This is a genomic window from Enterococcus sp. AZ009, assembly GCF_050548785.1.
In the GTDB taxonomy this organism is placed as follows: Bacteria; Bacillota; Bacilli; order Lactobacillales; family Enterococcaceae; genus Enterococcus_D; species Enterococcus_D entomosocium.
The window spans coordinates 463,833-476,253 of sequence record NZ_CP172960.1 but is presented as its reverse complement, the minus strand read 5'-3'; the positions used below and the strand labels follow the sequence as shown (position 1 = coordinate 476,253).

Genomic DNA, 12,421 nt, shown 5'->3' with positions numbered 1-12,421 from the left:
AAGCAGCACAATGCAACCTACTCATTGTGCTGCTTGTTTTTTATTCTTCGTACACTTTTCGACCAAGAAACGCTACGCCTTGATCATTGATTCCAGAGAAAAACAACCTTTCTTTTTGGTCGATGTACTCATAATATGGGACAAATTCGTTTTCTCCCCACAAGTAACTTCGTCCTTCTTTTTTTAATGCTGTTATTTCTTGCAATTGAGAAGATATAACTTGAGATTCATGATCAAATTGGATGATTTCCCACTTTCCTAACAGAGTTTCCTGCTCTGGCATTCGTGAAACACTTCCTTGATAGATTGAAGCAGAGATTACTGGCCAGCCTGATTCCAGCCAATAGAGTTTACGTATCTGTAAATGGAATTGGTCACTGAATGGTTTTCTCCGTGCATGATGCACAACGAAGCTTTCTTTATTGGTTTGCGTAAAGATCGAATTATGACCAGGAGCGTATACAACTGGTTCTTCTGAGAACTGATAGCTGCCCAACAGTTTAGTCCCTACTTCGGTGGACGTCTTTTCTTGATCCGTCATGGCCGTACCATGCCAGTCCAGATATGGCCCTGTAATTTCTTTTGCTCGGGCGACACGGATATTATACGAATCGTTAAGGGAGTCGAAAGAAACAAACAAATAATAATAATCGGTTTCAGGATGATAATAGATAAATGGGCCTTCAATAGCAGTATCAACTGTTTTCGGACGAAAAGCAATCCGTTGACCATAGCTCTTTTCTTGAAGTTTTCCAGTTTCTTTGTTCAATGGAGCAATATAGATTCCGCCAAAGAAAGAACCATAGACAAACCACTGCTCACCCGAGCGGTCAAAAGCAATATTGGCATCGATCGCGTTATGCTGTGCAAGAGTTGCATTGGTTTTAACAACCTCTCCTTGATCTTCCCAAGGGCCCAAAGGATCTGATGCTGTAGCTAAGCCGATAAAAGAAGTGGTACTGCCGAATGTCGAAGCAGAATAATACATACGGAATTCGTCCTTGTAGCGGATAACTTCCGGTGCCCATAGTCCTTGAGCTTTGCTCCATTTTACTGCTGGTTCAGGCATTTCTGACAATGCCTGTTTCTCAAATTGCCAATGGATCAAATCTTTTGAACGACGAATTGGTACACCTGCCGTTTTGGGCTGTTGGGTGTCCGTTGAATATAAATAAAAGGTGCCTTCATGTTCAATAATCGTAGGATCATGAACCCCATTGATCGCTGTCATGTCTTCCCTCATCTCCTAATTGATTTATGCTATTTTATAAAAACAGGACAGCTACTTGGCGAGCTGTCCTGTTTGTTCCCACATTCCTGCAGGACAGTTTTTCTTAGCTAAATTTGCGCGAAACCGATAAAAGCAGCCGCATTTGGTACAGGTATGATTCAATCGCAGTGGACAAGTCTCACAAACAACGATTCTCCTACTGACGATCTCCGGCGAAGCCAAGTCGCTTTCTAAAGAAAGTTGTTCTGCAATCAAGGATTCAATGTCTTCCTGTGCTGCTGCAGCAGCATCTTTCACTTCGCATCCTTTACAAGTCATGGGATCAGACTGTCAATGAGATCGTTAGAACACTCATTGCTGGCACCCGCAAGCTGACTTTGTTCTCTTTAACATCGTAAGCGGTGAAGTCTTGGATCACCACATCTTCAGGATGATCAAAATCATTGTGTGCGTTCATTTTGTCCCCCACGATATAACGAGCTTCTTTCACTTCATTGATCGCTGTTTCCAGGGAGAAGGATAATTCTTCCGTGCCTTGGGTAGCAAAATTACAAACCGATAGATGGATCGTATCTTCTTTTTTCGAAATCGTATACGTAATGGTATCGCTGCTGGTTCCATGGCTATCAATGGTTTCAGCATCTTGATGGACTTTGTACAAATCAAAGACATGATAGCTTGGGGTTTTCACCATTTGTTCGCCATCTGTCAAAATCATCGCCTGCAGGACGTTGACGGTTTGTGCGATATTTGCCATATGCACTCGCTTGGCATGTTTATGGAAAATATTCAAGGTGATCGCTGCGACCATGGCATCACGGATCGTATTTTGTTGGTATAAGAAGCCTGGATTCGTACCAGGTTCTGCTGAGAACCAAGTGCCCCATTCATCAACAATGATTCCCACACGCTGTTCTGGGTCATACTGGTCCATAATCGCGCTGTGGCGGGTCAATAATTCATCCATGTAGGCTGCTTTTTCACAGGTCACTTGCCACTCTGCCTCATCAAATTCCAAGGCGCTACCTTTTTCTTCCCAGCCTTGCGGATGAACGTAGTAATGCAAGCTTAGGCCGTCCATCAACCAATGGGCGTTTTTCATCAGCGTTTCTGTCCAATGATAGTCTGCGACATTCGCTCCGCCGGCGACTTTGTAGATTTTTTTGTCGCCGTATTGGCGGACATAGGTTTGATAGCGGCGATACAGATCCGCATAATACTCTGGCCGCATATTGCCGCCGCAGCCCCAGTTTTCGTTTCCTACGCCAAAAAATTTCATTTCCCACGCTTCTTCATGGCCATTTTCTCTGCGAAGATCAGCCATCGGAGAAATGCCATCCATCGTGATGTATTCCACCCATTCCGACATTTCTTGCACCGTTCCGCTGCCGACATTGCCGTTGACATACGCATCACATTCCAGCTGCTTGATCAATTCAAAAAATTCATGGGTCCCGAAATGATTGTTTTCAGTCACGCCGCCCCAGTGGGTGTTGACCATCGTTTTGCGGTTTTCTTTAGGACCAATCCCGTCTTTCCAATGGTATTCATCGGCGAAGCAGCCGCCTGGCCAACGTAGCACAGGGATTTGAATGTTTTTCAGTGCTTCAACCACATCAATCCGCATCCCATTTTTATTTGGGATCGGCGAATCTTCTCCAACGTATAATCCTTCATAGATACAACGGCCTAGATGCTCTGCAAAATGACCGTAGATATATTTGCTGATCGTTGTTCCTGATTTTGTGTTTTGAATGTTAATCGTCAATCAGTTCACCTTCATCTCTAATTTATTGTTTGCGACCGGCTCGCCAAAGACTGGGAATCCTTTTTCATCCCAAGTGAATGGTTGTGCAACTGCATGTCGATTCGGGTTTGCCAGAGGATCGCCTACCTGATTTTTTTCTGGTCTTGCATGATAAACTAAAATGTCCTCACCATCTGCCCCTTTTGTAAAAGAGTTATGTCCCGGTCCATATTGAGAATTCCGTTCTGACGTTTGAAAGACTGGCTCTTGGGATTTGTGCCAAGAAAATCCATTCAATAAATCACTATTTTCGTCTGTCCACAATAATCCCATAGCGTAATTTTCATCTGTAGCACTGCCAGAATAAGTGATAAAAATCTTACCATTTCGCTTAAGCACGGCTGGTCCCTCATTCACCATGAAACCAATCTGTTCCCAAGGGTATTCAGGGATCGATAGTAAAAGCTGCTTTCCTTTTAGCGTCCATGGATTTTCCATTTCTGATAGATAAAGATTAGAGTTTCCTGGAATTCTTGGATCTTGTTGCGCCCAAACATAATAAAGTTTCTCCTGATGTTCAAACACAGTTGCATCCAAACTAAAGCTTTCAAATTGCGTGATGACCTGTCCTTTTTCTTCCCATTCCCCTTCAAAAGGGTCACTTGCATTATTTTCAATCACGAACATTCGATGATGATGATTTTCATTTCTGATCTCTTCATTATCACTCGCGGCAAAATAGATATACCACTTATCAGCGATAAAATGAATTTCTGGTGCCCAAATCAATTCACTCATTGGTCCCGACTCATGTGCCTGCCAAACCGTCTTTCTTTCCGCATCTTCCAGTTCATTGAGGCTTTTCGCTCGTCTAAGTTCAATCGACTGATACCCAGGAACTGAACCTGTAAAATAATAGTAACCATCGGAATGTAAATATACCCAAGGGTCTGCTCGTTCATACACGATTGGATTTTGTATTGTCTCTGCATTTGCTTTTGCCATACCTTACTCCTCATTCCTAACAATAAATAATGGTACTCCTGTTTCGGAGGTACCTGTAAATGTCATTACTTGCTTTTGCTGATTTTCATCCCAGCCGGAAAGAAACTTCCCTTTGTAAACAGTGTCATCGATAACCACACTTGAATCTTCTTGACTATTCTTTTCCGCTAGTTCCCATGTTCCAGTGCGATCACCTTTGATCGTGCCATTTTTTTCAACTGTAATTTCCTGTGGTTCTTTCAAATCATCCGTTAAAAACTTGTCAAAGGAAATCAGCGTATAGGCACCCGTAACTTGATTCTTTGTATAGTCAGCAATCGTTTCTTCGCTGTATCTCAATGGAGAAACAACCGGCCAGCCTGCTTCTGTGAAAAACATTTGATGGACTCTCACAGAATGGTATTCTCCGCTATTTGGAAAACGTGTATGGAAAATCAGGTAATATTGATTGGTTTCTTCATCATAATAGGTCGAGTTGTGACCTGGCGAAACATAGCCCACCCCTTCATTGCTCGTATTTTCGGTATATAGGAAGTTCCCCATAATTTTAGTTCCGAAGTCTTGAATACTTGCGTCATCAAAAACCGTTCCAAATTTCCCTTTGACCTCAGCCATTGGATTTCCTTGGCTGTCTTCATAAGGACCATCGGGATTCTTTGACCGCGCGACTCGAAGGTTATATCCACCGTCTGCATCTAGCCCACCAAATGAAGTGAACAAGTAATAGTAGCCATTTTCTTGATTATATTGAATGTATGGTGCTTCGATGCGACTGTGATTTCCGCCCATCAAATGTGTTCCGTAAGAATTGCGATCTTTAGGCAAACCCGTTTCATCATCCATTTCTAGGATAAAAATCCCACCTGAGTATGATCCATAGACCATCCATAATTTTCCTTCATTGTCATAAAAAACATGAGGATCGATCGCATTTGGATGAATCGCTGCATTGTACGCTTCACCAAACTGCGGAGAGGTTCCTGAATAAAGAAAAGATTCGACTTTTTCATAAGGACCTTCAATAGAGTCAGATACCGCCACTCCCATTACGGAGAGCGGTGAAGTTCCTTGACACAAACAATAGTACAAATAGTATTTTCCATTCTTAAACTGTTGGATATCACTAGCCCATAACGTATCTGTCTGTGCGTACTCAAACTCTTCTGCCAATTCTTCTCGAATATTCTCAAATAGTGTATCTTCAGATACTGAATTAGATATCTGCTCCCACTTCATCAAATCCTGAGACTTGGCAAATTGCATATGTGATCCAATAATATAAAATGTATCATCCGCTTTGATCACCGATGGGTCATGGACACTAACATCGGCAAACTCAGGAGGGGACAAGACTTCTTCAACTGCAGAAGCAGTACAGCCAGATAAAAGAACCATTAGAGGAACACACGAGAAAAGAAATTTTTTGATCATGATTTTAACAATCCTTTCTTGCTATAGCCTGACAACAAGCACTTGCTGGCACTGTACAAAAAGATTGAAATTGCGACAAAAAAGAACCAATGATACGCCATGCTAACAATTGAAAATGTGAGAACCATCAAAAGGCAAAGAAACGATTCTTTTGGTAACAAGAATGGACTCGTCAATGAAAAAACGGCTTTTTTCCTCCACTTATCTTTACTCAATCGAGTGACTAAGGATAAATTGATCAATACTAAAATCACATAACTGAACAAAAACAAAAGTGGCCATTGGAAAAATGCTCTCATTAGATCACTTTGCTGCACAATCAGCAATTCCAAATAGAGAATGCCTAGAATAAGTGGAAATATAAAGACCCGCCATTTGTATAAGCGAATGGCTGACACATAGTTTTTCCAAAATAAAGTCAATACTTCTATATAAGAGTAATAGCCTGTAAATAGATCCTCTTTATTTAGAATCGTTAAGACAGCAACAGTACTGGGAAAAAAGCCGACCACAAAAAAACCAGCTAAAATACCTAGAAGCCACAAAATATTTAGTTCTATCAGAAGTACGAATGCATTTAGCCAGTTCATTGCTTTTAGAAACATCTACTCACCCTTTCATTCCAGAAAGTGCAACTGATTCAATAATTTGCTTTTGGAAAATAATAAATACGATCAAAACCGGAAGTAATGAAACAACGGAAGCTGCCATAATCAACGGATAATCCGTTTGAATTGCATAGGCGGCATTTAAGTTTGCGATCACTACTTGCAATGTTTGTTTTTCTGGACTATTCAAGTAGATCAATGGTGCTAAGTAGTCATTCCAAGCGCCCATAAACCATAAAATAAATTGAGCAGCAACTGCTGGACGAATCAACGGGAAAATCAATTGGATAAAGGTTTGTAAATAGCCCGCCCCATCAATTTTTGCCGCCTCAACGATCGAATCAGGAATATTAGATAAATATTGTCGCAAAAAGAAAATCATCGTGATATTCCCAAACATTCCCGGAATGATCAATGGTAATAACGTATCAACCCAGCCAATTTGGGAGAACATCATAAATTGCGGGATCATCACTGCTGGATAGGGAATCATCAAAGCGGCTAAAAGAATTAGAAATAGCGCATCTTTATGCGGCATCCGTAATTTGGCAAATGAGAAGGCAGCTAAACTGGATGTCAGAGTACCTACAACAGTTACAGAAAGTGAAACGATCACTGTATTTTTAATCCCTGAGAACAAAGTGTCCAGCTCAGATAAACGTTTGTACGCATCAAATTGTACTGGGTCTGGAATCCATTGAGGTGGCAGCTGGAAGACGCCAGCTCGGTCTTTTAGCGATGTTGAGATCATCCAAAGTAACGGCCCCACCATAATAACTGCTCCAAGGGAGAGAATTAAAATAATGAGTACGTTGCTTATTTTCAGTTTTTTCATTCTTTTCCCTCCTAATCTAATTTATAGCTTGAACGATTGTTCATATAGAATTGGAATGCTGTTATCACAAAAACCAATACTGCTAGAATCAACGCCATACTGCTTGCATAACCCATTTGCCAATTTCTGAAAGCTTTTTGCCAGATATACCAAACGACCGTAGCACTGCTATATTGTGGTCCGCCAGTTGGTGTCATAATGTTTATTTCCGTAAAGATTTGTGAGCCGCCGATAATATTCGTAACGACTAAAAAGAAAGTGACTGGTCTAACCATCGGCCAAGTGATATTGCGAAACTTTTGAAAAGAAGAAGCACCATCTAATTCTGCTGCTTCATAAAAGGTTTTTGGCACACTTTGAATCGCTGCCAAGTACAAGAGCATCGAATAGCCCAAGCCCTTCCAAACAGACATAATAATAATTGCCGGTTTGACTGTTGATGGGTTTTGCAACCAGTTAGGGCCGCTGATACCGAAGATATCCAAGACCTGATTGACTAAACCAAAATCACCATTGTAAGCCCATTGCCACAAAATCGAAATGGCTGCTAATGATGAGATGACTGGAATATAATAGATTGTTCGAAAAATCGTCGTTCCTTTAATTCCTCTGCTCAGTGCTGATGCCAGCATAAATGACAAAATCAAACCGATTGGAATTCCTAACATCAAAAAGACGGTATTAAACATCGTCTTATAGAAGTACTCATCTCTAAAAAGCTTCTGAAAGTTCTCAAGACCGATAAAATTCATTTGCCCTAGACCGTTCCAATCTGTAAAGGCAGCATAAACCGAATAGCCCAAAGGTATCAATGAAAACAAAATAAATCCTAAAACTGGAAGTAGAACGAACAAGAAAGCAACTTTGTGCTCTTTTGCATAAAGACTATTTTTATTTTTTGTTTTTTTTATTTCCACTTGTTCCATTACGCGTCCCTCCATAAAAATCTTTGGGGTCACATAGATATGTGACCCCAGTGAGTCTATCTTGCTGTTTCTTGTTGGCGAATCGCTGAGTCTAGTTTTTCTTGCATCTTAGGTTGAACTTCTTTCAAATAATCCGCTGCCGTTTGATCTCCATCTAACACAGGTTGGATATTGATAAAGAATTCATCGTACCATTCTGCATTGTACGTGGTTGCCACTGGCAATGCGCGACCATAATCTTGGACGATATCAATAAATTCCTGTTTATTATTAGGTACACTGTCCTTATCAGAAGCCCATTCTTCAGCCATATCAATCAGGTTAGGAATTTGAATCTGTGCGTCTACTAATTGTTGTTGACCTTCTTCAGATGCACTTAAATATTCAACTAATTTCACTGCTTCTTCTGGATGTTTGGTTTTGCTAGCAACACCAATACCTAAAGAACCGATATACGTTGCAGATTCACCTGTAGAGCCTGCTGGCCAAGGCATCAAGTCATACTCAAAATCCAATCCTGCATACGTACTCATATCCCAAGGTCCTACAGGGAAGAAAGCAATCTCACCATTCATCCATCTTTGATACGTATCCAATGTTTGTGCATCAGAAATTGAAGGGGTGAGTTCATGCACATTTTGCAGATCCGCAAACCATTGCAATGCTTCCGCAAATTCTGGTGTATCGACTGTAACGGTATCTTTGGCTTCGTTGATCCAATCTGCTCCGTTACTCCAAACAAAAGCTTGTAAACTCCAGTTTACGTTAAATCCTGTTGCCCATTGGTCAAGATTTCCATCTCCATCAGAATCCTTCGTTAACTGTTTAGATACTTCAACGAATTCATCCCATGTATAAGGCGTATCTGTATCAGGCAAATCAATACCAGCTTCCTTAAACATGTCTTTGTTATATCCTAAAGCAAATGGTCCAACATCTTTTGGTAATCCATACAAAGCACCGCTACCAACTTTTTCACCATCATACCGATAACTATTTACCCCATATTCCCAGATGTTTGAAAGATCAAAATCTGAATTCTCAATTTCATCCGTAATATCTAGCAAAACACCATTATCAACGTAAGCCATTAGATTGCTTTGTTCTACATAGAAAACATCGGGCATATTACCGCCTGAGATTGCCGCTTGTAGTTTTGTTGCATATTGATCAGCATCTGTAGCAATAATCTTAACGCTTACATCATTTTCTTCCTCAAATTGTTTAATTGCTGTTTCATAGGCTTTCTTCTCGTCCTCGCCGCCTCGAAACATAAACGTAATTTCTTTACTTCCGCTATCATCACCAGAACTATTATTACTGTTTCCGCAGGCCCCTAATACCAAACTACTTAAACCTAGAACTGCTCCCGAAAAAATAACCTTTTTGATGTTCATCTTTTCCATCCTCTCAAGTTTTATAGATATTTGCAGGTACGTTATCACATTTGTTCATTGACCTCTCTAAAAAAAGACCTTACTAACTGCTCATAATAATTCCTAACACCTAAGATATTTCCTATAAAGAAGCCTATAAACAATTCACAAAAACAAAACATAGAAATTGATGTTTGCAAACACTTTCAATTTACAAATAAATCATAACTTGATTTGTAATCGCTGTCAACAATATTTTGATTAATTTATCAAGGATAATATCTATGTTAATTAATAAATATATTAATAACTAGCGAAATAAACAACGCTATTTACACAAATTAGCAAATATGTTAACATTCAAGTAAATCAAACAGTTTAAGCGGAGGTGACACGATGCAATTAGAAATCAATCAAGAAGCATTGCCTGTCTATGAGGCACTTGCCAGTAACGTGCGAATCAAAATCATTCAATTGCTGGCTAAAAACAAGATGAATGTCAAAGAGTTGGCACAAGAGTTAGGCTTAAGCAGCGCTATCATTACGATGCATATCAAAAAATTAGAAGAAGCCAAAATCATCAAAACAGAGCGTGTAGGGCAAAAAAAGATTTCCAGTTTGAGAGTGGATCATATCGATATCAACTTTCCTGAGAAAATCTTTAATGCCTTTGATACGAAAGAAACGGCGATACCGATCGGTCATTATACAAATTATTCGGTAGAACCAACGTGCGGGCTTGCTACTTCAGCTGATTTTGTGGGAATGGTAGATGAACCGAAGTTTTTCATGGATCCCCGACGAATGGATGCCCGCATCTTGTGGTTTACGAAAGGATTTGTCGAATACCAATCGCCAAACTTCTTAGCAAAAGAAGAAAAACTCGAAATGATGGAGATTTCAATGGAGGTTTCGTCTGAATTTCCTTTTTCCAATAACAACTGGCCTTCAGACATCACCTTCAGCTTAAATGGTGTGGAGCTTGGTACATGGACTAGCCCAGGGGATTTTGCAGACATTCGTGGAAAGTATACACCGGATTGGTATCCAGACAATCTTAATCAGTACGGGTTATTGAAGACGATCCGCATCATGGATCATGGAACCTACATGGAAGGTGTTCCTCTTTCCGACATTACGATCAAGGATATACCTGCCTACGAAGATACGTGGCATTTAAAAGTGGAAGTCAAAGAAGATGCCGAGCATGTCGGCGGTTGTACCCTCTTTGGCAAGGGGTTTGGAAATTACGATCAAGATATCAAACTAAAAATGTTTTATAGCTAAAAAAAACGCTAGTCTTAGCGGCTGACCTAAACATTTCTTTTGGGAATCAGGTCGCTAAACTAGCGTTTTTGTTATTTCTTCAAATGGTAACTGTACGTACTTACAATGATGTTTTCACGCCAAGAGAGTCTGAAACGCAAGCGCAGGCTTGTTTGGTTGTGCAAAATATTTTGCCAGCGACGTCTTGGGACAAACTGTGGAATGATGACGGTCGTTGTGTAATTGTGTTTGGCTGCATTGCGGCTGACTAGATCCACATAACGTAAGATGGGATTTTCAATCGAACGATAAGAAGAATGAACGACGGAGAAACGCACGTCTGGGAATTTTTGCTTAAATTCTTGTTCGATTTCTTTTTCTTTCTTCACATCTTCATCCAACGATACGTGCATCGCTACGACATAATCACCAATCGATTGGGCATAGTTCAATGCGCCGATATTTACTCGGGTAACATTTCCGACTAAAACGATCACAGTATTTCCTTCATAAACATGTAATGCTTCTTGTTTTTCCAACCGCAGCTGTTCTGCGACTTTCTTATAATGATCATGGATCTTGTAAAAGATATACAAGAGGATCGGCATGATAATAAAGAATGGCCAAATATCGCCTAAGCGATACACGAACAAGATGGCAATGATCGCAAAGGAAATCAAAGCCCCAACGATGTTGGCGATCGATTTAAAGAACCAGCCTTTGCCTTCTTTTCTCCATTTGATCACCATTCCGCTTTGGGACAAGGCAAAAGGAATAAATACCCCAATGGAATACAAAGGAATCAAACGCTCGGTCGATCCTTGGAAGATAAACAATAATACGATGGAACCAGCAGCCAAGGTGATGATTCCGTTCGAATAGCCAAGACGGTCCCCACGGTCTTGATACATATGCGGCATATATTTGTCTTTCGCTAGGTTATACGCCAACACGGGGAAAGCTGAAAATCCGGTATTTGCGGCAACTGCTAAAATCAGTGCCGTAGCAAATTGCAAAACGTAGTACATAAACCCATGACCAAAAACGGCAGAGCCGATTTGAGATAGGACGGTCACTTCTGTTTCTGGTACGATACCATACCAATAGTTGATAAAAGTGATGCCGACAAAGAAGAATCCTAAAATCGACGCCATGATTGTCAAGGTCGCAGCTGCATTTTTCGCCCGTGGTTTTTTGAAAAACGGCACCGCGTTACTGATCGCTTCGACCCCTGTCAAAGAAGAGGAACCCGATGAGAAAGCCCGTAAAATCAAGGCCACGGATACCCCAGGTACGACCGCTCCCGGTAGTGCGGTTGCATTTAACGGTTGCGCACCCGTTACGATATTGTACAAACCGACCACGATCAAGACTGTGATCACTGCGATAAAGGTGTAGACAGGAATCATCAAGAAGCTAGCTGATTCTCGCAACCCTCGCAGATTCATCATCATGATCAAGATTACGATCACGACAGAAATGGCCACTTGATGACCGAACAACGCCGGCACAGCTGAAGTGATGGCTTCTGCCCCTGCTGAGACGGATACTGCCACTGTCAGCATATAATCGATTAATAGAGAGCCGCCGGCAATCAGGCCCGCATTTTTCCCTAAATTTTCACTACTTACTACATATGCCCCACCGCCGTGAGGGTAAGCATGAATGATCTGGCGGTAAGACAAGGTCAATGAAATCAAAAGAATAATAACAAAAGCAGCGATCGGCAATGAATACCAGATAGCAGCAGCGGAAAGTGCCACTAATACGACAACGATCTGCTCTGTCCCATAAGCAATCGAAGACAAAGCATCAGAAGATAGCAACGCAAGGGCCGCCGTCCGGCTCAGTTTTTGTTCATCATTCTCTGCGGATTTCAATGGACGTCCGACCAACAAACGTTTCAAATACTCCACTTTTTCTACACTCCTTTTCATGAAAAAATCCTTCGTTAAACTTGTAACGATATCCTCACAAATATTGAATTATCAAGACT

At 40.9% G+C, this 12,421-nt stretch carries 11 protein-coding genes; 1 reads left to right on the top strand and 10 read right to left on the bottom strand.

Annotated elements, in window-relative coordinates; translation table 11 throughout:
* Positions 1-40: 40 nt before the first annotated feature.
* From IGJ74_RS02250 to IGJ74_RS02210, 9 genes are read right to left on the bottom strand one after another with little or no spacing between them, the layout of a single operon-like run.
* The gene (locus IGJ74_RS02250; RefSeq protein WP_218193160.1) at positions 41-1,231 is read right to left on the bottom strand and encodes an arabinan endo-1,5-alpha-L-arabinosidase; all 1,191 of its coding nucleotides are present in this window, start codon (positions 1,229-1,231) and stop codon (positions 41-43) included.
* Between the two features lie 51 nt (positions 1,232-1,282).
* Positions 1,283-1,549 (bottom strand): DUF6171 family protein, encoded by a 267-nt coding sequence (locus IGJ74_RS02245; protein ID WP_087664842.1) that lies wholly within the window; start codon positions 1,547-1,549, stop codon positions 1,283-1,285.
* 4 nt (positions 1,550-1,553) lie between these two features.
* Positions 1,554-2,999, bottom strand: coding sequence for an alpha-N-arabinofuranosidase (locus tag IGJ74_RS02240; RefSeq protein WP_218193159.1), 1,446 nt, complete (start codon positions 2,997-2,999; stop codon positions 1,554-1,556).
* Positions 3,000-3,983 (bottom strand): glycoside hydrolase family 43 protein, encoded by a 984-nt coding sequence (locus IGJ74_RS02235; RefSeq protein WP_218193158.1) that lies wholly within the window; start codon positions 3,981-3,983, stop codon positions 3,000-3,002.
* Positions 3,984-3,986: 3 nt separating this feature from the next.
* Positions 3,987-5,414 (bottom strand): glycoside hydrolase family 43 protein, encoded by a 1,428-nt coding sequence (locus tag IGJ74_RS02230; protein ID WP_218193157.1) that lies wholly within the window; start codon positions 5,412-5,414, stop codon positions 3,987-3,989.
* Positions 5,411-6,019, bottom strand: a complete 609-nt coding sequence (locus IGJ74_RS02225) for a DUF624 domain-containing protein (protein WP_218193156.1) — start codon at positions 6,017-6,019, stop codon at positions 5,411-5,413. The genes IGJ74_RS02230 and IGJ74_RS02225 overlap by 4 nt, the downstream gene beginning before the upstream one ends.
* A gap of 4 nt (positions 6,020-6,023) precedes the next feature.
* Positions 6,024-6,857, bottom strand: a complete 834-nt coding sequence (locus IGJ74_RS02220; RefSeq protein WP_005232200.1) for a carbohydrate ABC transporter permease — start codon at positions 6,855-6,857, stop codon at positions 6,024-6,026.
* Between the two features lie 11 nt (positions 6,858-6,868).
* Positions 6,869-7,783, bottom strand: coding sequence for a carbohydrate ABC transporter permease (locus tag IGJ74_RS02215; RefSeq protein WP_034872060.1), 915 nt, complete (start codon positions 7,781-7,783; stop codon positions 6,869-6,871).
* 56 nt (positions 7,784-7,839) lie between these two features.
* The gene (locus tag IGJ74_RS02210; RefSeq protein WP_176374312.1) at positions 7,840-9,180 is read right to left on the bottom strand and encodes an ABC transporter substrate-binding protein; all 1,341 of its coding nucleotides are present in this window, start codon (positions 9,178-9,180) and stop codon (positions 7,840-7,842) included.
* Between the two features lie 375 nt (positions 9,181-9,555).
* Here IGJ74_RS02210 and IGJ74_RS02205 point away from each other — a divergent pair, with 375 nt between their 5' ends.
* Positions 9,556-10,446: an ArsR/SmtB family transcription factor gene (locus IGJ74_RS02205; protein ID WP_008376111.1), complete on the top strand. Its 891-nt coding sequence runs from the start codon at positions 9,556-9,558 to the stop codon at positions 10,444-10,446.
* 71 nt (positions 10,447-10,517) lie between these two features.
* Here IGJ74_RS02205 and IGJ74_RS02200 read toward each other — a convergent pair whose 3' ends face one another.
* Positions 10,518-12,341 carry an APC family permease gene (locus IGJ74_RS02200; RefSeq protein WP_034872061.1) on the bottom strand — a complete coding sequence of 608 codons (1,824 nt, stop codon included), beginning with the start codon at positions 12,339-12,341 and terminating at the stop codon, positions 10,518-10,520.
* Between the last annotated feature and the right edge of the window lie 80 nt (positions 12,342-12,421).

Excerpts from the sequence above, each read along its gene's own strand:
- IGJ74_RS02250 (WP_218193160.1), bottom strand. The coding sequence starts at position 1,231 with ATGACAGCGATCAATGGGGTTCATGATCCTACGATTATTGAACATGAA.
- IGJ74_RS02220 (WP_005232200.1), bottom strand. The coding sequence starts at position 6,857 with ATGAAAAAACTGAAAATAAGCAACGTACTCATTATTTTAATTCTCTCC.
- IGJ74_RS02235 (WP_218193158.1), bottom strand. The coding sequence starts at position 3,983 with ATGGCAAAAGCAAATGCAGAGACAATACAAAATCCAATCGTGTATGAA.
- IGJ74_RS02215 (WP_034872060.1), bottom strand. The coding sequence starts at position 7,783 with ATGGAACAAGTGGAAATAAAAAAAACAAAAAATAAAAATAGTCTTTAT.
- IGJ74_RS02210 (WP_176374312.1), bottom strand. The coding sequence starts at position 9,180 with ATGAACATCAAAAAGGTTATTTTTTCGGGAGCAGTTCTAGGTTTAAGT.
- IGJ74_RS02230 (WP_218193157.1), bottom strand. The coding sequence starts at position 5,414 with ATGATCAAAAAATTTCTTTTCTCGTGTGTTCCTCTAATGGTTCTTTTA.
- IGJ74_RS02225 (WP_218193156.1), bottom strand. The coding sequence starts at position 6,019 with ATGTTTCTAAAAGCAATGAACTGGCTAAATGCATTCGTACTTCTGATA.
- IGJ74_RS02205 (WP_008376111.1), top strand. The coding sequence starts at position 9,556 with ATGCAATTAGAAATCAATCAAGAAGCATTGCCTGTCTATGAGGCACTT.
- IGJ74_RS02245 (WP_087664842.1), bottom strand. The coding sequence starts at position 1,549 with ATGACTTGTAAAGGATGCGAAGTGAAAGATGCTGCTGCAGCAGCACAG.